At 66.4% G+C, this 20,358-nt stretch carries 17 protein-coding genes; 3 read left to right on the top strand and 14 right to left on the bottom strand.

The window, feature by feature from the left end; all coding sequences use genetic code 11:
• Window positions 1-160: 160 nt before the first annotated feature.
• The 14 genes from R4P57_RS20335 to R4P57_RS20270 form a co-directional block, all read right to left on the bottom strand.
• The gene (locus tag R4P57_RS20335; RefSeq protein ID WP_317804643.1) at window positions 161-955 is read right to left on the bottom strand and encodes a cell division protein FtsQ/DivIB; all 795 of its coding nucleotides are present in this window, start codon (window positions 953-955) and stop codon (window positions 161-163) included.
• Complete coding sequence (gene murC, locus R4P57_RS20330) at window positions 952-2,457, bottom strand: UDP-N-acetylmuramate--L-alanine ligase (protein ID WP_317804765.1); 1,506 nt, start codon at window positions 2,455-2,457, stop codon at window positions 952-954. The genes R4P57_RS20335 and murC overlap by 4 nt, the downstream gene beginning before the upstream one ends.
• Before the next feature lie 63 nt (window positions 2,458-2,520).
• The gene (murG, locus tag R4P57_RS20325) at window positions 2,521-3,663 is read right to left on the bottom strand and encodes an undecaprenyldiphospho-muramoylpentapeptide beta-N-acetylglucosaminyltransferase (RefSeq protein WP_317804642.1); all 1,143 of its coding nucleotides are present in this window, start codon (window positions 3,661-3,663) and stop codon (window positions 2,521-2,523) included.
• Window positions 3,660-5,294 (bottom strand): putative lipid II flippase FtsW, encoded by a 1,635-nt coding sequence (gene ftsW, locus R4P57_RS20320; protein ID WP_317804641.1) that lies wholly within the window; start codon window positions 5,292-5,294, stop codon window positions 3,660-3,662. Before ftsW ends, murG begins: the two co-directional genes overlap by 4 nt.
• Entirely contained in the window at window positions 5,291-6,751 is a 1,461-nt protein-coding gene (gene murD, locus R4P57_RS20315; RefSeq protein ID WP_317804640.1) for a UDP-N-acetylmuramoyl-L-alanine--D-glutamate ligase, read from the bottom strand. Before murD ends, ftsW begins: the two co-directional genes overlap by 4 nt.
• Window positions 6,752-6,754: 3 nt before the next feature.
• Window positions 6,755-7,840, bottom strand: coding sequence for a phospho-N-acetylmuramoyl-pentapeptide-transferase (gene mraY, locus R4P57_RS20310; RefSeq protein WP_032394385.1), 1,086 nt, complete (start codon window positions 7,838-7,840; stop codon window positions 6,755-6,757).
• Window positions 7,837-9,345, bottom strand: a complete 1,509-nt coding sequence (locus R4P57_RS20305) for a UDP-N-acetylmuramoyl-tripeptide--D-alanyl-D-alanine ligase (protein ID WP_317804639.1) — start codon at window positions 9,343-9,345, stop codon at window positions 7,837-7,839. The genes mraY and R4P57_RS20305 overlap by 4 nt, the downstream gene beginning before the upstream one ends.
• Window positions 9,342-10,943, bottom strand: a complete 1,602-nt coding sequence (locus tag R4P57_RS20300; protein WP_317804638.1) for a UDP-N-acetylmuramoyl-L-alanyl-D-glutamate--2,6-diaminopimelate ligase — start codon at window positions 10,941-10,943, stop codon at window positions 9,342-9,344. Before R4P57_RS20300 ends, R4P57_RS20305 begins: the two co-directional genes overlap by 4 nt.
• Before the next feature lie 159 nt (window positions 10,944-11,102).
• The gene (locus R4P57_RS20295) at window positions 11,103-12,908 is read right to left on the bottom strand and encodes a penicillin-binding protein 2 (RefSeq protein ID WP_317804637.1); all 1,806 of its coding nucleotides are present in this window, start codon (window positions 12,906-12,908) and stop codon (window positions 11,103-11,105) included.
• A 47-nt stretch (window positions 12,909-12,955) separates the two neighbouring features.
• Window positions 12,956-13,750: a hypothetical protein gene (locus tag R4P57_RS20290; RefSeq protein ID WP_411742399.1), complete on the bottom strand. Its 795-nt coding sequence runs from the start codon at window positions 13,748-13,750 to the stop codon at window positions 12,956-12,958.
• Window positions 13,747-14,778: a 16S rRNA (cytosine(1402)-N(4))-methyltransferase RsmH gene (gene rsmH / locus R4P57_RS20285; RefSeq protein WP_317804636.1), complete on the bottom strand. Its 1,032-nt coding sequence runs from the start codon at window positions 14,776-14,778 to the stop codon at window positions 13,747-13,749. The genes R4P57_RS20290 and rsmH overlap by 4 nt, the downstream gene beginning before the upstream one ends.
• Window positions 14,779-14,997: 219 nt before the next feature.
• Complete coding sequence (mraZ, locus tag R4P57_RS20280) at window positions 14,998-15,429, bottom strand: division/cell wall cluster transcriptional repressor MraZ (RefSeq protein WP_027497352.1); 432 nt, start codon at window positions 15,427-15,429, stop codon at window positions 14,998-15,000.
• Between the two features lie 519 nt (window positions 15,430-15,948).
• Window positions 15,949-16,386: a DUF3040 domain-containing protein gene (locus tag R4P57_RS20275; protein WP_317804635.1), complete on the bottom strand. Its 438-nt coding sequence runs from the start codon at window positions 16,384-16,386 to the stop codon at window positions 15,949-15,951.
• A gap of 227 nt (window positions 16,387-16,613) precedes the next feature.
• Window positions 16,614-17,069: an SAV_6107 family HEPN domain-containing protein gene (locus R4P57_RS20270; protein WP_094741758.1), complete on the bottom strand. Its 456-nt coding sequence runs from the start codon at window positions 17,067-17,069 to the stop codon at window positions 16,614-16,616.
• A gap of 196 nt (window positions 17,070-17,265) precedes the next feature.
• Between R4P57_RS20270 and R4P57_RS20265 the strand changes: the two genes are divergently transcribed.
• From R4P57_RS20265 to R4P57_RS20255, 3 genes are read left to right on the top strand one after another with little or no spacing between them, the layout of a single operon-like run.
• Window positions 17,266-17,883, top strand: coding sequence for a GNAT family N-acetyltransferase (locus tag R4P57_RS20265; RefSeq protein WP_317804634.1), 618 nt, complete (start codon window positions 17,266-17,268; stop codon window positions 17,881-17,883).
• Window positions 17,884-17,887: 4 nt separating this feature from the next.
• Complete coding sequence (locus R4P57_RS20260) at window positions 17,888-19,495, top strand: NAD(P)/FAD-dependent oxidoreductase (protein ID WP_317804633.1); 1,608 nt, start codon at window positions 17,888-17,890, stop codon at window positions 19,493-19,495.
• Window positions 19,492-20,334, top strand: a complete 843-nt coding sequence (locus tag R4P57_RS20255; protein WP_317804632.1) for a carotenoid biosynthesis protein — start codon at window positions 19,492-19,494, stop codon at window positions 20,332-20,334. Before R4P57_RS20260 ends, R4P57_RS20255 begins: the two co-directional genes overlap by 4 nt.
• Window positions 20,335-20,358: the final 24 nt, after the last annotated feature.

The raw sequence follows: 20,358 nt of genomic DNA, 5'->3' as shown, positions 1-20,358 counted from the left end.
TCCGTGGATTGTTGCGTGAAATGTGGAAAACCCTCAACCTAAACCACAGGCTTAGAGTTATGTCAAGTACTGAACTGGTCGAAACGCTATTCATCGCCGACGACTATCGCCATTAGGCGCGCCGACGCCGCGCGAGAAATTCCCATCCCGCGCGTCGAAACTATTTGGTGGTGGGCAGATCCGGACTCGACACGTCGAAGATCTGACCGGGCTGAGACAGCAACGCAATCGCCACCGCAGCCTTGCGCTCCGAGTCGTCCTTGCTGCCCCACACCACGGTGCGCCCGTCGAGCAGCAGAATCGAGATGTCGGACAGCGTGCTCGCCCGCAGCTCACCTGCCTGATCGCGCAGCAGCGGTGGCAACGTATCGAGCACCGCGAGTGCATCTTTCGTCACCAGATCACCGAACACCGGGTTGTCGGTCACCAGACGCACCACCCCGGGCGGTGGCGGCGCGATCGCGAAATCGACCCCGGTGGAGTCGAGCAGATGGGTGCCGTCAGGAGAATCGAAGAACGCCACCGGAACTCGCTCTTCCACCGTCACCTGCACCGTGGACGGATACTTCCGTTGCACGCGAACCGTAGCCAGCGCCGGAATCGTCGCCACCCGCTGCGCCGCGGTCGCCGTGTCCACCCGAACCAGCGGAAGGCCGACGGGTACGTCGAGCCGATCGAGGATCTCCTGCTCCGACACCGACGATGCCCCCGCGACCGCGATGGTGCGAACGGACAACAGCGGTGTGAAGTACACCAGCGCAGCCGATCCCACCACGACGACCACGACGGCCAGCGCGATGACCAGGGCCTTGCGCCGCGACCGCTTCACCCGGGCGCGCTCTTCTTCGCGCGCCAGAGCGCGCGCCTGCTTGTCGGTGATCGCGGACGGCGAATCACCCTCTCCTGCAGCTGTTCCCGACCTCGAAGAACGGACTCGATCGGAGCGGCGGGTCACGTCGACGGCCGATCCTTCGGTACTCCGCGGCCGGTAGCAGCACCGAAATCGGTCTTCGACCGAAGCGCATCGAGAATCGGTCCGCCGAGCATCGTCACGTCGCCGGCACCCATGGTGATGACGACATCGCCGGGCACACTCAGATGTGCGACCTGCTTGGCCACCAACGACAGATCCGGCTGATAGTTGACCGGCTTGGTCACCGAAGCGGCAACCAGCGCCCCCGTCACACCGGGCAACGGCTCCTCGCGCGCGCCGTAGACGTCGAGCACGACGATCTCGTCGGCCAACGACAGCGCGGCACCGAACTCCTCGGCGAACGTCGCGGTCCGCGAGTACAGGTGCGGCTGGAACACCACCACCACCCGTCCCTGCTCGAGACCCGAACGGTCTTGGCCTGCGACCAGGGCCTGCGCGGCCGTCAACACCGCACGCACCTCGGTCGGGTGGTGCGCGTAGTCGTCGAACACACGGACGCCGTGCTCACGCCCGGTGAACTGAAAGCGTCGATGCACTCCGCCGAAACCGGTGAGCCCGGCCAGCAGTTCCTCGACTCCGGCACCGACCTGGCGCGCCGCGACGAACGCCGCCAGCGCGTTCAGTGCGGTGTGCCGGCCGGGGACGCCGAGCCGTACGGTGCGCGCCGCGTCCTCGCCTGCGATCTGCAACTGCGCGACGCCGCCGATGTCCTCGGGCTCCCACGCCAGCAGTCGCACGGCCATCTCGACCGGCCCGGCGTCGACGTCCGAGGACCCGTAACCCAGCACCTTCACTCCGGGAAGGTTCCGCTCGACCACGCGTCGAGCGAGCGCCGCCGAACCCGGGTCGTCCATGCAGGCCACGAGCACACCGCCGGGACCGAGGAGCGCGGCGAAGTCGTCGAACACCTGCACGTAGGCCTCGGTGGTTCCGAAGTAGTCCAGGTGATCGGCCTCGATGTTGGTCACGATGATGACGTTGGCCGTGTACTGCAGCAGCGAGCCGTCGCTCTCGTCGGCCTCGGCCACGAACACGTCGCCGCTGCCGTGATGAGCGTTGGTCCCGGCCTCGTTGAGCTCGCCCCCGACGGCGAACGACGGATCGAATCCGCAGTGCTGGAGGGCAACGACCAACATCGAGGTCGTCGACGTCTTTCCGTGCGTACCCGAGACCAACAACGTGCGGTATCCCTGCATGAGAGAAGACAGCACGGCCGGACGCAGGACCACCGGGATTCCGCGTTCACGAGCTTCGACGAGTTCGGGATTGGTCTTGGGAATCGCGGCGTGGGTCGTCACCACCACGGTGGGTCCGCCGTCGATCATGTCCAGGGCGCTGGCGTCGTGACCGATGCGGACCTGGGCACCGCGTGCGCGCAGTGCGAGCACGCCGCGCGACTCCTTGGCATCCGAACCCGACACCTGTCCCCCGCGAGCCAGCAGGATCCGCGCGATGCCGGACATTCCGGCACCACCGATTCCCACCATGTGTACTCGTTCGAGCTCTGTCGGCAGATCCGACATCGCACCATCAGTTGTCACGCGGACGTCTCCCTCGTTCTCTTCTCATGCTCGACGCCGCCCAGCTCAGCGCCGCGCCGCGTGTGCGGTATCGAGCACGATCTGCGCGACGGCAGCTGCTGCGCCCTTGTGCCCGGCACCGGCGGCGGCACGAGACATGGTCGCAATTCGTTCGGTGTCGGCCAGCAGCGCGACCACCGTCTCGCTCACGTACTGCTCGGTCAGTGTCGCATCGGATACCAGGATGCCACCTCCGGCGTCGACCACAGGACGGGCGTTGAGTTCCTGCTCGCCGTTGCCGTGCGGCAGGGGCACGTAGACGGCAGGCAGACCGGTCGCGGAAACCTCGGCGACCGTCATGGCACCGGACCGGCATATCGCCAGGTCTGCGGCCGCATACGCCAGATCCATCCGGTCGATGTACGGCAGCGCGACGTACGGCGCGTCCGGATTGCGCTGCTCGACGTCGAGCGAGTTCTTCGGACCGTGAGCGTGCAGAACCGAGATGCCGGCACCGGCGAGGGCAGCCGAGGCTCCGGACACCGCATCGTTGAGCGATCGTGCCCCCTGGGAGCCACCGAACACCAACAGCACCGGGCCGCTCTCGGGTAGGCCGAAGTGCGCGCGAGCTTCCGCGCGGACGGCAGCCCGGTCGAGGCCGGTGATGGTGGGACGCACGGGAATTCCGATCACATCCGCGTCGGCAGCACCGCGCGCAGCGATCCCCGAGCCCGCGACCGCAGCGAGCACCCGCTCAGCCGACCGGGCACCGACCTTGTTGGCGATGCCCGCTCGCGCGTTGGCTTCGTGGATGACCACAGGAATTCGGCCGCCACGGCCGAACAGTCGACCGCGGGCGGCGAGATAGGCCGGCAACGCGACATAGCCGCCGAATCCGACGAGCACGTCCGCCTCGACGGCCGCGAAGATCTCCCGGGTGCGATGCACCGATCGCACGACGCGCAGCGGCAACTTGAGCAGGTCAACAGTCGGCTTACGGGGCAGCGGAACGGGCGGAATGAGTTCGAGTGCGTACCCGCGAGCCGGCACGAGCGTCGTCTCCAGACCACGGCTACTGCCGAGAGCAGTGACGGTGACAGTGGGGTCGAGAACACGCAAGGCGTCGGCCACAGCGAGCGCGGGCTCGATGTGCCCGGCCGTTCCGCCCCCGGCAACCACTACGGAAATCGGTCGAGATGTCTGCTTCACCGTCGATATCCTCGCTCACCCGAGCGGACGGGTGGGCGACCGGGTTGTGGTTCCGGCCGCGGACGGTAAGCCGATCGCGATCCTGCGGCGGGCTCTCGCCGGACCGGCTCACTACGACGGGGGTTGCCGCGGGACGAGTCGCCCCGATACGCAGTCGATGTGGGCGACATCGTGTCGGTCCGTGAGCTGGACACTCGCGTGCGGGTACGTCCAGGCTCGGCAGCTCTCGCTGCGCGCCCGGGCTCGGCTGCCCTCGCTGCGCGCCCGGGCTCGGCTGCCCTCGCTGCGCGTCCGTCCTTGCCCTTACGGGACTCGAGGCGCTTGCGATCCTGCGCCGCCAGCGTGGGGCGAGTGGACTTCGAGCGTGCCATCGCGGCTCGCTTGGGCGAGAACACGGCGGGCAGCGGCAGCTTCAGAGCTCGCGCGATACGGCCCTCCTGACCCGCGTGCAGGGCTGCGATCGCCTCCGGTTCGTGCCGGGCGGCGCTCGCGACGATGCCGAACATCAGCAGCGTGATCGCGGTCGAGGTACCACCGTAGGACACCAGCGGCAGCTGCAGACCGGTCACCGGCAGCAGCCCGACGACGTAGCCGATGTTGATCATGGCCTGACCGAACACCCAGCACGTGGCACCCGCGGTCAGCAGACGCAGGAACGGATCGACCGAACGCATGGCGATGCGCAGGCCGGTGTAGACGAAGAGGCCGAACAATCCGATGACTGCCAGGCAGCCGATCATCCCGAGTTCCTCGCCGATGATGGCGAAGATGAAGTCGTTGTGCGCGTTGGGCAGGTAACTCCACTTCGCGCGACTCTGTCCGAGCCCGCGACCGAACATTCCGCCGTCGGCCAGTGAGTATTTCGCCTGGGTGGACTGATACGACAGACCCTGGGTGTCCTCCCCCGGATTGAGCCAGGCCTTGACGCGATTGGATCGGTAACCGGCGGTGAACGCGAGCACGGTTGCCAGCGCCAGACCGGTCATCAGCACCGCACCGAAGAGCCGAGCGTTGAGGCCGGCGAACCACAGCAGCGCCACCAGGATGATGCCGAGGGCGATGGCGGTACTGAGGTTCGGCTGCAGCACGACGAGCAGACACATCAGCAGACCCGCAGGCAGCAGTGGCACCAGCAGCGACTTGATGTTGCCGTGTTCGCTGCGGCGCGAGGCCAACAGGTGCGCGCCCCACAGAACCAGTGCCACCTTGGCGAGCTCGGACGGCTGGAAGGACACGACGCCGAAGTCGAACCAGCGGCGCGCACCTTGGCGTTCGGCACCGATACCGGGAATGAGCACCAGCATCAGCATCGTGATCGAGACCAGGAACAGCGGAAACGACAGCTTCCTGAGGTACCGAACCGGCAGCCGGAGAGCGACGTAGAACGCAACGACTCCCAGCGCGACACCGATCAGCTGCTGGGTGAAGAGCGCGTACCCGGACTCGTCGGCTGCGAAGGATTCCGCGGACGACGCCGACAGCACCATCACCAGGCCCAACACCGTGAGCAGGACTGCGATCGTGACGATGAGGTGGAAGGACGCAAGCGGCCTGCCGAACCACAGGCCGAGTCGGGTGCGCGGAGCGGTGGTGCGGCGAGGTGGACGCGGCGGTTGACCGGCGGCGGTCACGATCGCGGCGATCCGATGTCGGTGGCATCGAGGCGCTGGACCGACTCGGCGAAGCTGCGGCCGCGGTGGCCGTAGTCGGCGAACATGTCCAGTGACGCGGCGGCCGGGGCCAGCAGGACCGTATCCCCCGGAGCGGCGAGTTCGGCCGCATGGGCCACGACCGCCCGCATCACCGCATCAGCATCTTCAGCACCATGAGTCACACCAGCATCGTCTCCCGAAGGGAGCCTGACGACCGGAACATCGGGCGCGTGTCGCGCCAAAGCCTCTGCGATCTGCATCCCATCGCGCCCGAGAACGACCGCAGCCACGAGCCGATCGGCGATCTCGACCACCAGATCGTCGATCACCGCACCCTTCAACAGCCCACCCGCGATCCACACGACGCGATCGTGCGCCGAGATCGAGGAGCGCGCGGCGTGCGGGTTCGTCGCCTTCGAGTCGTCGATGAACGTCACCCCGCCGAGCTCGCGCACCACCGCCGCACGATGCGGTCCCACCCGGTAGGTCTGCAGACCAACCCGAACAGCGCCGGCCTCCACCCCGATCGATCGAGCCAGTGCGCCTGCCGCGAGTGCATCGAGGACGCCGGACGGGCCGCTCGGCTCCACGTCGTCGGCAGCGAGAAGCTCGACGTTCTCGCCGAAAGCATTGTCGACGAGCATTCCTGCCCGCACTCCCAGCTCACCCGAAGCCGGCTCACCCAACCGGAAACCGACGACGGTCGACGCCGCAGACCCGGCCGACAATCCCGCCGCCCTGGAGTCGTCGAGACCGACGACCGCCACGTCGCCGCTCAACGCACGAGCCTTGGCCTGGACGTATCCGTCCATACCGCCGTGCCAATCGAGATGGTCCTCGGCGATGTTGAGCACCACCCCGGCCGCCGGACGCACCGACGGAGCCCAGAACAACTGGAACGACGACAACTCCACGGCGAGCACACTCGGATGTGGGGTACCGCGCAACGCCTCGGCGATGGGGAGTCCGATATTGCCGCAGGCCACCGACTCGATGCCGGCGGCGTCGAGTATCGACGCCAGCATCGAGGTGGTGGTCGTCTTTCCGTTGGTGCCGGTGACCACCAGCCAGCGAGTTCGGGGTCCGTACAGCTCGGCCCGGTCCACGTGCCAGGACAACTCGACATCGCCCCACACCGGAATGCCCTGTTTCGTGGCAGCCGCCAACACCGGCGAGTCGGGACGAAAACCGGGACTGGTGACGACGAGCGAAAACGCTGCGAGCGCCGCGGGATCGGCGAGCAGGTCGTCCTGCAGCACCACCGCGGCACCGGAGTTCGACGCCTCGTCCAACGCGGCGCGATTCGAGTCGGTGACCGTGACGACGGCACCGAGATCGAGCAGTGGTCGCACGACGGCGAGTCCCGAGATGCGGGCACCGGTCACCAGCACCGCACTGCCGCGCAACCAGGTCAGGTCGGTCGAGGATTCGTCCATGCCCTATCCGCCGACAGCAGCGAGATACTCGCTGTAGAACAGGGCGAGCCCGACGGCCGACGCGATGGCGGCCAACAACCAGAACCGGATGATCACCGTCGTCTCGGCCCATCCGGCCAACTCGAAGTGATGATGGAACGGTGCCATTCTGAACACGCGTCGGCGACTGGATCGGAACACCGCGACCTGGATGACCACCGATGCGGCCTCGGCGACGAACAGTGCACCGATGACCACCATGATCAGCTCGGTCTTGGTCACCACCGACAGGCCTGCGATCAGACCGCCGAGGGCCAGGGATCCGGTGTCGCCCATGAAGATCTTGGCCGGCGCGGCGTTCCACCACAGGAAGCCGATGCAGGCTCCCGCTGCCGAGGCGCAGACCAGGGCCAGGTCGAGAGGATCCCGAACGTCGTAGCAGCCGGGGGCAGGCCCGGCGGGGCCTGCGCACGCCTGGCGGTACTGCCAGAAGGTGATGACGGTGTAGGCACCGAGCACCAGCGTCATCGACCCGGCTGCGAGGCCGTCGAGTCCGTCGGTCAGGTTGACCGAGTTGGACCACGCGATCACGAGCAGGCAGACGAAGAACACGAAGACCACCGCGGACATCGACCAGGTTGCGATATCGCGAACGTACGACAGTTGGGTGCTGCCCGGAGTGAGCCCGCTCTCGCTGCGGAACTGCAACACCAGGATCGCGAACAGCACGGCAGCCGTTATCTGACCGACGTACTTACCGGTGGCGTTCAGACCCAGGTTGCGCTGTTTGCGGATCTTGATGAAGTCGTCGAGAAAGCCGACGAGACCGAGCACCGTGGTCAGGCCGAGAACGAGCAGAGCCGAGGCCGACGGACCGTCTGCGTCGTAGCCGATGCCGATCAGGTGCGAGCCCCAGTAACCGGCCCAGATGCCGACCAGAATTGCGACGCCGCCCATTGTCGGTGTGCCCCGCTTGGACTGGTGACTCGCCGGGCCCTCCACTCGAATCTCCTGGCCGAAGCCCTGTTTCGAGAAGGTCTTGATCAGCACCGGGGTCAGCAGGATCGCGACCGCGAGTGCGATGCCTCCGGCGAACAGGATCTGCCTCACTGCTCACCCTCCGCAGTGGCGCTCGACGAATCGGCAAGCAGGGCGTCTGCGACGGTCCACATCGCCCCGGACTGCGAGGCCTTCACCAGCACGATGTCGCCGGGTCGCACCTCCTCGTGCAGTACTTCGATCGCCGATTCGCGGTCGGGCACCAGCATCGATTCCTCGCCCCACGAACCCTCCATGACCGCACCCTGATGCAACGCCCGAGTAGGACGGCCGCTGTCGACGATGATCAGGCGATCGACGTCGAGGCGGACGGCGAGGCGGCCGATCGCGTCGTGCTCGACCACCGAGTCCGAACCCAGTTCGCCCATCTCCCCCAGCACCGCCCAGCTGCGGCGTTTCGGTCCATCGTCGCGACGCGACATCGACACCAGTGCTTTGAGTGCGGCGCGCATCGAATCGGGGTTGGCGTTGTACGAATCGTTGACGACGGTGACGCCGTCGGCGCGGGTGCGCACGTCCATCCGCCTGATCGACGTCGGTGCGGCGGCCCCGAGCGCCTCGGCAACCTGCGTCAGCGTTGCTCCACACTCGAGTGCGACGGCCGCTGCCGCAAGGGCGTTGCCGACCTGATGCTCACCGTGCACCGCCAGGGTGATCGGTACCGAGCCCGCTGCGCATTCGAGCGTGAACGACGCCCGGGCGTCGGTGTCGACCTGCACGTCGAGTGCTCTGATGTCGGCCTCTGCGTTGCGTCCCACCGTCACGACGGATGCCGTTGTGCGCGTAGCCATTTCGGCGACGAGTCGGTCATCGATGTTGAGAATCGCCACTCCCCCGTCGGCAGCACTCGGCAGAGCCTCGACCAGTTCGCCCTTTGCCAGTGCGATGGCCGCGCGCGAGCCGAACTCGCCCAGGTGCGCGGTTCCGACGTTGAGGACCACCCCGATCCGGGGCGGTGCGAGCGTGGCGAGTTCGGCGATGTGGCCGATTCCTCGGGCGGACAACTCCAGACAGAGGAAATCGGTCTCGGCATCCGCTCGCAGCGCCGTCCAGGGATGTCCCAGTTCGTTGTTGAACGATCCGGGCGGTGCCACCACCGAGCCCAGAGGCTCGAGAACCGCAGAGATCAGATCCTTGGTGGAGGTCTTCCCCGAGGATCCCGTCACGCCGACGACGGTCAGGCCGTGCTCGGCGGTCAACTCGAGCACCGATGCCCTGGCCAGAGCGCCGAGTGCGGTCAACACTGCCGAACCGGAGCCGTCCGGGTCGTTTTCGAGTGCCATCGCGCGACTGTCGTGCGGAACCGGACGCACAACCACGGCCGGCACGCCCACCGGACGCGCGGCCAGGACCAGTGCCGCACCCGCGGCAACCGCGTCGGCGGCATGGTCGTGACCGTCCACCTTCGCTCCGGGAAGGGCGAGGAAGATACTGCCGGGGGTCACCTTGCGGGAATCGAACTCCACCGGTCCTGGCACCACGAACGTCGGATCCGGCGCGTCGTGCACCGTGCCTCCGACGATCTCGGCGATGCGGTCGATCGAGAGCGGGATCACCGTACGCCCGCGCTCGTGCCGACCCGACGCGCATCGATGGCCGAGGCGAGTATCACTCGATCGTCGAACGGATACTTCACGCCCGCTACCTCTTGGCCGGTTTCGTGCCCTTTACCTGCGATCAACACAACATCCCCTTCGCGTGCCCACGCCACGGCCTGCTCGATCGCCGCTGCGCGGCCTGCCACGTTCCGTACTTCACCGCGGGCCTCGTCCGGCACCGACAGCGCGCCGTCCTCGACGGCCTGCCGAATGGTGGCCGGATCCTCGCTGCGCGGGTTGTCGTCGGTCACCACCAGCAGCTCGGCACCGCGCGCTCCGGCGGCACCCATGAGAGGACGCTTCGCGGTGTCGCGATCGCCACCTGCTCCGAGCACCACTGCTATCCGTCCGCGCGACGATTCGCGCAGCGTCGCGAGCACGGCCTCGACGGCCGCAGGCTTGTGCGCGTAGTCGACCACCGCCAGGAAGTTCTGTCCACGATCGATCCGCTGCACGCGACCCGGCACGTCGACCGTCGCGACCCCGGTCACGGCTCTGCTCACATCGGCCCCGGCGGCCGCGCAGGTCGCCAAGGCCAACACTGTGTTCGCGACGTTGTAGCGCCCCGGCAACCGGACCGAGACCGGCAGCGACGCACCCTGCGGATCGGCGACGGTGAACGACTGCGTTCCGTCGTCGTGCTTGGCCCAGTCCGAGACCGTCCACTGTGAATCGGCACCGGTCGACGCGGTCACCACGGTCGACCCAGCCGATCGAGCGATGTCTGCCATCCGCACGCCCCACGCGTCGTCGACACAGACGACGGCCGTGTCGGCACGAACCGCCGAGTCGGCCGCGAACAGACGACTCTTGGCCGAGAAGTAGTCCTCGAGAGAATCGTGAAAATCGAGGTGATCCTGCGAAAGATTGGTGAACGCACCGATCGCGAAGCGGGTGCCGTCGACCCGGCCGAGGGACAACGCATGCGAGGACACTTCCATCACCACCGTGTCGACACCCTCCTCGACCATGACGGCGAAGAGCGCATGCAGTTGCGGAGCCTCGGGCGTGGTGAGCGCGCTCGGTACGTACCGGCCCAGAACACGTGTCTCGATGGTGCCGATCAGACCGCACCGACGACCGGCAGCGGTCAGTCCGGCTTCGAGCAGATACGACGTCGTCGTCTTTCCCGACGTACCGGTGATACCGATGACGGTCATCTTCGACGACGGGTTGCCGTACACCAGAGCGGAGACCGCCCCCAACACCTGGCGTGGACGATCGTGCACGAGTACCGGAACCTGTCGATCCGTGCCTGCGAGCGCTCCCCGCACGATCTCGAGTCCGGCCGGGTCGGTGAACACCGCCACCGCACCACGCTCGACTGCGTCGGCGACGAACTCGGCACCGTGTCGAGCCGATCCGGGCAGTGCTGCGAAGAGATCGCCGGGAAGAACGGACTGTGCGCGCAGATCGATACCGGTCACGCTCACACCGGCGGGGTCGCCCTCGCCGATCGTTGCACCGACCGCGGACGCCACCTCCCGGACTTCGGTGTGCGGTGGATGCGCCGGACGTGAACCCGGAGCCGGTTGTGAATCCGATGACACAGTCACTCCTGCTCCCTTCCTCTCTACTGCCGGCCGCGCGCCTGCCGCGGCTCGATCACGCCGCGGCGGCAGCCGAACGAAGACGCCCGAGCCGATGTGTCAGATTACCGGCGTCCAGGATCGTGATGTCGCCGCCCCGACGCGAAGGACCGGCGGGTTCGGATCTCAGTCCGCCTGCAGAACCAGCTTGGGGCCGGGGTCGGCGGACATCGGCACGCTGTCCCGCTGCAGCATCCAGCTGGCGATGTTGTGGAACAGCGGTGCTGCCGACTGGCCGCCCGAACCGTCCGCGCTGCGCGTCGGGGCGTCGAGCATGATCCCGATCACGTAGCGGGGATCGTCGGCGGGCGCGATGCCGGCGAACGTGATCCAGTAGTTCGAGTTCGAGTAGCACTTGCACTCGGGGTCGACCTGCTGAGCCGTACCTGTCTTGCCACTGATCTGATAGCCCTCGACCCCCGCGGCAACTCCGGTACCGCGCTGGTTTCCGGTGTCGTCCTGGGTGACCGATCGGAACATGTTGCGGACCGTCTTCGCGGTATCGGGACTGACCACGTACACACCGTCGGGCTGCTGGGTCTCGGTTCGCTGACCGTTGGCGTCCACCGTCGCTTCGACGATCCGCGGCGGGATGCGGACCCCGTCGTTGGCGATGGCCTGATACATCCCGGTCATCTGCAGCAGCGTCATGGACAGTCCCTGGCCGATGGGGAGGTTGGCGAACGTGCCGCCCGACCACTGATCGCGGCTCGGTACATTTCCCGCGCTCTCGCCGGGCAGACCGACGTCGCTGCGTTGGCCGAGGCCGAACTTGGTGAGCATGTCCGCGTAGCGGTCCTCGCCGACGCGCTGCGCGAGCATCAGCGTGCCGACGTTGGAGGACTTACCGAACACGCCGGTCGTCGTGTACGGCGCGACACCGTGATCCCACGCATCCTTGACCGACACGCCGGACATGAAGATGCTGCCCGGTACCTGCAGCACCTCGTCGGGCGTGGTGAGTCCGTACTCGATGGCTGCGGCCGCGGTGATGATCTTGTTCACCGAACCGGGCTCGAACGGCGTGGTGACGGGCAGATTGCCCATTTCCTTGGTGCGCTCGTTGTTGCCGACTCCGATACCGGGGTTGAAGGTGTTGTCGTTCGACATGGCGAGCACCTCGCCGGTGTGCGAATCCTGCACGTATGCCGAGGCGTTCTTCGCTCCCGACAGGTCCTTCGCCAACTGCACCTGCTGCTGCACGTAGTACTGCAGATCTGCATCGATGGTCAGTTCGACGCTCGAACCGTTGACGGCCGGCTGCTTGTCCCGCCAGCTTCCGGGAATGACGGCACCGTCGGATCCGCGGTCGTAGGTCTGCGAACCGTCGGTTCCGGCCAGGGTCGCGTCGAGCGAATCCTCCAGACCGAGCAGACCGTGTCCGTCCCATCCGGTGGCTCCGACGATGTTCCCGGCCAGCGATCCGCCCGGGTACTCACGGATGTCCTGACGCTCCAGTCCGACCTGCTTGAAATCCTTGCTGATCTTCGACGCCACGGTGGCGTCCACCCCGCGGGCGAGGTAGGTGAATTCGTCGTTGCTCTTCAACTTCGCGAGCAGGTCCTTCTCGCTGATCACATCACCGAGGTCGCTGTGGATGCGCGCGGCGATGTCCTCGAGGTACTGATCTGTCTCCGGTTCGGTCGGGTCCTTCGCCCGGGCCTCGTCGAGTTCCTTTCGAACCCGAACCGGTTGGAACGTCAGCGCTTTGGCCTCCATCGTGAAGGCGATCGGATTGCCGTTGCGGTCCAGGATGGATCCACGCATCGCCGGATCGACGAGAGTGGTGGTGCGTTGCGACGCCGACTCGGCCGACAACCTCGGCGCGTCGAATCCCTGAATCCACAGCAACTGTGCCGCCGCGACGGCGAGCGCCAGATACATCAGAACGCGGCCGGTGCCGTGACGAAACCGAAAGGTGGACGAGTCCATACGCTTTCGGCTCGGTGGCCGGCGGCGTGGAGCAGGCGAAGGCCTGGTCACTGCCCGTCACCCGATGCTTCGCCGGTGGACTCGGGGGCTTCGACCGCAGGTGTTTCGAGCGAGGGGATGCTCATGGGAACCAATTGTTCAGCAAGCGCAGTGTTTCCAGCTCCATTGCTCGAATTCGGCGTGGCGGCGCGGGTGTCTGTCGTGCCCGACGTTCGATTGGGCTGCGACGCGCTTCTCGGCGTCTGCTGCTGTGGTGACTGCGTGCTCGGATTCGCGACGGTGCCCTCGCCTGCGGCCGCGGACGACACCGGATCGAGCGGTGCCACCGGTGCACCGTCCGCCGGAGCAGGTGCGCCGACGACCTGGACGCCGCCGTCCGGCGCGACGATCAGACGCGCGGGGTTCTTCGCCGGGACCATTCCGAGCTCGGCTGCCCTGCGCGCCAACTCCGGAGCCGACTCCGCCAACTCGACATCACGCTGCAACGACGCCCGCTCCTGAGCCAGCTCGGCGTTGACGGCCTTGGCGGCGCTGAGATTGTAGGAGTCGCCCGCGGACCGTGTGGTCAGGAGCAATGTCAGACCGAGACCGATGGCGAGCAGGCCGATGATCAAGGCGACGAACGGAATTCGCGCAGCGATAGCGCTTCCGTTCAGCGAAGGCCGCGCACCGGCTCCGGAACCATGCGCAGAATCCGAGGTATGGATCGACGCGCGCTGCTGCCTACGCTCGTATGCGCGCAGTGCAGCACCGGATCGTCCACCGCCCTTGCTCGTACGTTCGTGCCGCGGCGCTGGAACCCGATTGCGTTGTGTTCCAACGGTTGTGCCTGGAACCGTCATTCCGATCTCCTTGCAATCCGCTCGGCGGCGCGCAATCTCACCGGAGCCGAACGTGGGTTGACGTCGATTTCTGCATCCGAGGCACGCTCGGCACCTCTGGTCAGGAGCCGGAACTCCGGACCCATTCCGGGAAGCTCGACCGGCAGCCCCTCGGGACTGCGCGACTTGATCCGAGGTGCCAACTCCTGCTTGACAACTCGGTCTTCGAGCGATTGATACGACATGAAGACAACCCGACCGTCGACAGCCAACGCGTCGAGCCCGGCAGGTACCGCCGCCTTCAACGACTCCAGTTCACCGTTGACCTCGATGCGCAGCGCTTGGAAGGTGCGCTTGGCAGGGTGTCCGCCGGTGCGCCGCGTTGCGGCCGGAATTGCGGCATAGAGCAATTCGACCAACGGGCCGCTGGTGGTGAAGGGCGTGTGCTCTCGGCGACGCAGTACAGCGGAGGCGATCTTGCCGGCGAACCGTTCCTCGCCGTAGGTGCTGAGGACCCGTGCGATGTCGCCGTGCGAGTACGTGTTGAGGACGTCCGCGGCGGTGATTCCCACGGTCGGATTCATCCGCATGTCCAGCGGGGCGTCGACGGAGTACGCGAATCCGCGATCGGACTCGTCCAACTGCATGGACGACACTCCGAGATCGAACAGGATGGCGTGAACGGCGTCGACCGCAGGCAGGCCGGCCTCGTCGAGCGCTTCGGCGATACCGTCGTAGGTCGTGTGCACCAACGTGATTCGATCGGTGAATGGAGCCAACCGGGCTCCGGCCAACGCGAGCGCGTCGGGATCCCGGTCGAGTCCGATGAGATGCAGGTGCGGATAGGTCCGTAGGAAGTGCTCGGCATGACCGCCGAGTCCGAGTGTTGCGTCGATCATGACTCGGGTGGCGCCGGTGGATTCGAGTGCGGGTCCGAGCAATTCGTCGGCTCGTTCGAGACGAACCGGAACGTGGACCGGGCCCGCGGATCGACGGTGGGTTCGGTCGGCGGACGACTCACTGTCGTCCGGTCCGGTGCCCTCCGTCATGGTTCCTCCCGGTCGCGCGTACGTACTTCTCGCCCGGGTCCGGGCCGTGCGGGTCGCCCACCGAAGCCGATGCGAATGCATCGAGGTCCCTGTCCGATAGGGAACCTGGCGTTGGGGAAGAACGTCAGGGTCCTGATCTGCGAAACCTGGCGTTGGGGAAGAACGTCAGGGTTCTGATCGGGCAGAGGCCTCGCTGCACTCGCAGGCGACCTGGTCGGGCTACAAGATCCCTCCGAGGGACTCGTCGAAAGCGTCGGAGAAATCCTGCTCGTTCTCGGCGGAGTAGCGCGCCCACGCTTCGTCGTTCCAGATTTCGATGAAGTCCATCGAACCGATCACCACGCAGTTTCGTTCGAGCCCCGCATAGCGGCGATGCTCGGGACTGATGGTGATACGACCCTGTCCGTCCGGCCGCTGTTCGTCGGTTCCCGAAAAGAACTGGCGAACGTAGGCACGGGCTTTGGGGTTGGCACGAGAAGCCGCCGTCAATTTCCGTGAGCGCTCGGCGAAGTCCGCCGCGGTGTAGACAGCGAGGCTGAAATCCTGCCCCTTGCTCACCATGACACCTCCCGCAAGCGCGTCCCGAAACTTGGCCGGCAACGTGAGTCGACCCTTGTCGTCGAGCTTCGGCGTGTAGGTACCGAGAAACACTCGCCACCTCCAGCCTCGACTCTCCGCTGCGGACCACTTTACCCCACTCTCCCCCACTTCGAACCATTCGCGGCCGGAAAACTTTGGCGAAGTTGATATCTGCGCTGCTCAGCACGCACAAGATCGACACTTGCCGACAGCGATACCGCGGGCGCCGTCGTGCGTTCGATTCGGAAGCTACGGCCCACAATTCCAGCGCCCGAGCAATCTGACCAGCGCCTCAGCACCAAGCGTGGCAGTCGAAGGTCGATCCCCGCCCTCGCGTGGGGCCCTGGTGGGGAGAAGTGGGGAATGTGGGTGAAAGTGGGGAACATCGGGGAGGTATCCCAGAACTCCCGTGCGCGGGGACGATCGAGTCGGCCCTCGACGCGGAGCGGAGGGCTGCAGGCGATTCGGCGGCGTCTGTTCGAGGGCAGAAACGACAACAGCACCTCACCGAAGATGAGATGCTGTTCTACGTTGACGCGTGAAGTTGTGGAGACGAGCCGGTATGGGTCGGTTCGGTGGAACCCGGTCGACTCAGTCCTGCTCGAACCTCTTTCGGAACCGATCTTCCATGCGAGAGGTGAAGCTGCCGCCTTTGCGACCACCCTTCGATTTCTGCCCGGTACTACGTCCGGACGTTTCGGCAGCATCGTTGGCTGTGCTGCCTTCGTCCTGCGACGCTGCGGCTCCCTTGTTGGAACCGCCGAACAGGAACAGTGCACCGGCACCGAACATGAACAAAAAGCCGATGAGACTGACGACGAGAAAAGCCAGACTGTTCGTCGACAATGCAACACCGGCGACGAGCAACACGAGTCCCACTACGAACAGCGCGGCAGCCTGAAAGCGCCTCCTGCTCGACGCCGCGCGTACGCGACCGCCCCTCACATGAGACGCGAATTTGGGATCCTCGGCGTAGAGAGCGCTCTCGATTTGATCGAGCATGCGCTGCTCGTGCTCGGAGAGTGGCACGGTACCTCCCCCTGCACAGATATTGAAGGTCATTTCGGTTGCGAAACGACGGGAAGCTGACCTTGGCGGCTACCTGCTGTCGATGATACGAGCTGAATCGGCCGCTTACCACCTACTCGGTCGATGTGTTCCTGAGAAACAACGAAGTTTTCGAGACGGACGTCCCGAAAACTCCGGGCGAACACCGTATGACGTGGCGATTGTCACCTGACGTCCAGCTCGATGAGCTACGCCGACAAGGGTGCAGTCATCGGGTCGACGGACGCGAATCGAGCCTGGCCGCCGAGTCGATCCTCGACCGAGTTCAGAAAACGACCGACATGCCGATGGAAATCGTCGGCGTCGAGATCGGCGATCGTGCTCGACGCTCCGGCCTCGACCGCAGCCCGGGTGGCCGAGAAGGACGCGAAATAGTCGGCCCAGACCGCGAGATCCGGTGCCGCCTTTGCCATCAACACCCACGCACTGCGCGAACGAGGACGCGCTCCGATCGAATTCGGCAACGACGCCAGCACAGCTGCCGCCCCTTTCAATGCCGCGGCGTAGCTCCCGAGAAATCGATCGCCGGCATCGCTCTCCCCGATGGACTCGGACAGCAGAGCATCGGCTCGACCCAGCAGAACCTGAGCCTGACGCGACACCGGCGACCGCACTCCGGCATCGAATGCCTTCGTGATCGTCATACTCGAACACCTCCAGTTCGAATCTCCGGCGCGCACCTGACGCGGCCGGAACCGTGGCGAAGCCTTACAGTCGAACTCCGGAGAATCCGACTCGAGGACCCGAGCCGAAGCCACCGGCGCACTCGGCCCCGATTGTCGAACACCCGTTCGACACATTCAATATAGCTGTGCCCACCGACAAGTTGCCGAAGAAAGGTTGAGAACAGTCGTCACCGATGCGCAGACAACGCCGTACCTGGTCGATCTGACGCCCCCGGAATTCCGCCAGCGACTGTTCGAGGCACTGTCCATCTACGTCGAGGCCATGGGCTATCCGCGTGGAACCGAACAGAGCAGAGCCCCGATGTGGAGCGAACACCTGCACCGGCCGGGCTGGCGAGCAGTCGGTGCACTGCTCCCGAACACAGACCCGACACAGCCCGATTCGCTGGTGGCCGTCGCATACGGCTACCACGGCGCTGCGCACCAGTGGTGGCATCAGCAGGTTCGCGACGGATTGCGGCGCACGGGGCATTCCCCGCATCGCGTCGAAGCCACTCTCGACGACTACTTCGAGCTCACCGAGTTGCACGTCCTCCCGAGCGCTCAGGGGCACGGCCTCGGCGGACGACTGTGCAGCCGACTGCTGGGCGGCGTCTCCGCGGACAACGTGATGTTGTCCACACCCGAGGTAGCGGCAGAGGACAACCGAGCCTGGCGGCTGTACCGGCGGCTCGGCTTTCAGGACGTGCTGCGCGACTTCACCTTCACCGGCGACCGACGCCCCTTCGCAGTCCTGGGCCGCCGGTTACCTCTCGACGGGCCAGTAGCCTGAAGATGTGATCGATGCTGTGGTGGTGGGCTCCGGCCACAATGCCCTGACCTCTGCCTGTTACCTGACCGATGCCGGCATGTCGGTGGAGGTTCTCGAGCGCGACTCCGTCGCGGGTGGCGCGGTGTCGACGGTGGAACGCTTTCCGGGCCACCGTGTGGACCGTGGTTCGTCGGCGCACATCATGATTCGTCACACCGGCATCATCGAGGAGCTCGGACTCGCCGAGTTCGGACTGCGCTACATCGACTGCGATCCCTGGGCGTTCGCGCCGGGAGCCGTCGACACCGACGAACGCGGCATCGTCTTCCACCGCAACCTCGACCGAACCTGCGACTCCATCGCCGCCGCCTGCGGCCCAGCCGACGCGCGCGCCTACCGCACCTTCGTCTCCGTCTGGGGTCCCCGCAGCGAACGCACCATGCGTGCGTTCGGTGGGCCACCCACCGGCCCGAAACTGCTCCGATCCTTCTGGGGCCTCGGCGCGCCCGACGGCGGCAGCATGCTCTCGCGTGAATTCCTCGCCACCGGCGACTCCCTGCTGGACGAGATGTTCTCGAGCGAACGACTCAAGGCTGCGCTCGCCTGGTTCGGCGCACAGTCGGGTCCGCCGATGTCCGAGCCGGGTACCGCACCGATGGTCGGCTTCGCTGCCCTCATGCACACCCTTCCGCCGGGCCGGGCCGTCGGCGGCAGCGGAGCCCTGACCGAGGCGATGATCGCTCGGCTGCAGCGCGACGGTGCCGAACTGACACTCGGCGACGCCGTGGTCTCGCTCGTACGCCGCCCGCACGGCTGGACCACCAGGACCGCGTCGGGACGGGAGATCGACAGCCGCATCGTCGTGGCCGGCTGTCACATCGTGACCACCCTCGACCTTCTCGAAGCCGGCGGGCACGACTCGGCGCAGCTCGCGCGGTGGCGCAGCACGATTCGCGTAGGGCCCGGGATCGGTACTGCGGTCAGACTGGCCACCGACGCCCTCCCGACGTACCCGAGCGCCGACCGGATCGAGGACGGCACCCACGGCCTGGCGCTGCTGGTACGCGACCGCAGCCAGCTGCGGTTGGCGCACGGGCACGCGTTGGCCGGCGATCTGCCGCCTACCCCGGCCGTGCTGGGAATGTCTTTCAGCGCACTCGATCCCACCATCGCGCCGCCGGGACAGCACCAGATCTCACTGTGGTCGCAGTGGCATCCCCACACCCTCGCCGACGGCAGACAGTGGCGATCGAACGTTCCGGGCGAGCGCTCGTTGGCCGAGTTCGAGGCGGATCGGATCGTGGCCGAACTGGACCGGTACGCACCCGGTTTCGCGGGATCGGTGTTGGATCGGTTCGTTCAATCGCCGCCGGACATCGAGCGTGAGCTCGGTCTGATCGGAGGCAACATCATGCACCTGGACATGTCGTTGGACCAGATGATGATGTGGCGGCCACATCCTCAACTGGCCGGGCATCGGGTCCCCGGTGCCGACGGGCTCTATCTCACCGGCGCATCGACCCACCCCGGCGGAGGGGTCACTGCGGCCAGTGGTCGGTCGGCGGCGCGAATCGCGATCGCCGACGCCCGCGCAGCCCGCCGTCGCACGTTCTTCGGAAGGAAACGGGAATGAAGGTTGCGCCGATCGTCGTGGCGGCCGCTGCTGTCGGCTGCCAGATCGTCTACCCACTGGTGTCGGGATCGACCAGGGACGCAGTGACGGTGGCGGTGGTGGCCCTGCTCGCGCTCGCGTCGATCCTGCACGCGGCGCTGAACCGCGGCGTCGTGTGGGCCACCGTTCTCGTCGTCGTGACCGCAGGTACCGGGTTCGCGTCCGAACTCGTCGGCACGGCCACCGGCATCCCGTTCGGCGAATACTTCTACGCACAGAATCGCTTGGGCCCGAGCCTGTTCGAGGTGCCCGTCGTGGTTCCCCTGGCGTGGACGGCCGGGTTCTACCCGATCTGGTGTGCAGTGACCTTCGTCGTTCGCCGGCTCGACACGACGCATACGCGCGCCACCGCGCTCCGAATCGTGGCGGTGGCGGTGGGGATGGTCGGCTGGGACCTCTACCTCGATCCACAGATGGTCACCGACGGACAGTGGACCTGGACCGCCGGTTCCGTCGGGCTGCCCGGTGTGCCGTCGATTCCGCTGACCAACTACCTCGGCTGGCTGGTGGTGGCCACGCTGATGGCTGCGGTGATGGAATCGCTCGACCGAGCCGTCGGTCGATCACAGCAATCCGACGACAGGGTGCCCATCGGGTTGTTCCTGTGGACATGGCTCGGGTCGGCGCTCGCGCACGCGGTATTTCTCGACGGCCCGGAGCTTCGGTACTCGGCGGTGTACGGGTTCGTCGTCATGGGCGTCGTCGGTGTACCTCTGTTGTGGAATGCCCGTCGCGGTCGACCACTTCGGTCCGGGCCGCGTGTGGCCGTCGATCGCTCCGGTACCGACACGCCTCGCTGACAACCCCTGCCGACTGACATCACC

This window comes from Rhodococcus sp. IEGM 1330 (genome assembly GCF_033142445.1).
Classification (GTDB): Bacteria; Actinomycetota; Actinomycetes; order Mycobacteriales; family Mycobacteriaceae; genus Rhodococcoides.
Note: the sequence above shows the minus strand (reverse complement) of the source record. Positions and strands in the feature narration are given on the sequence as shown.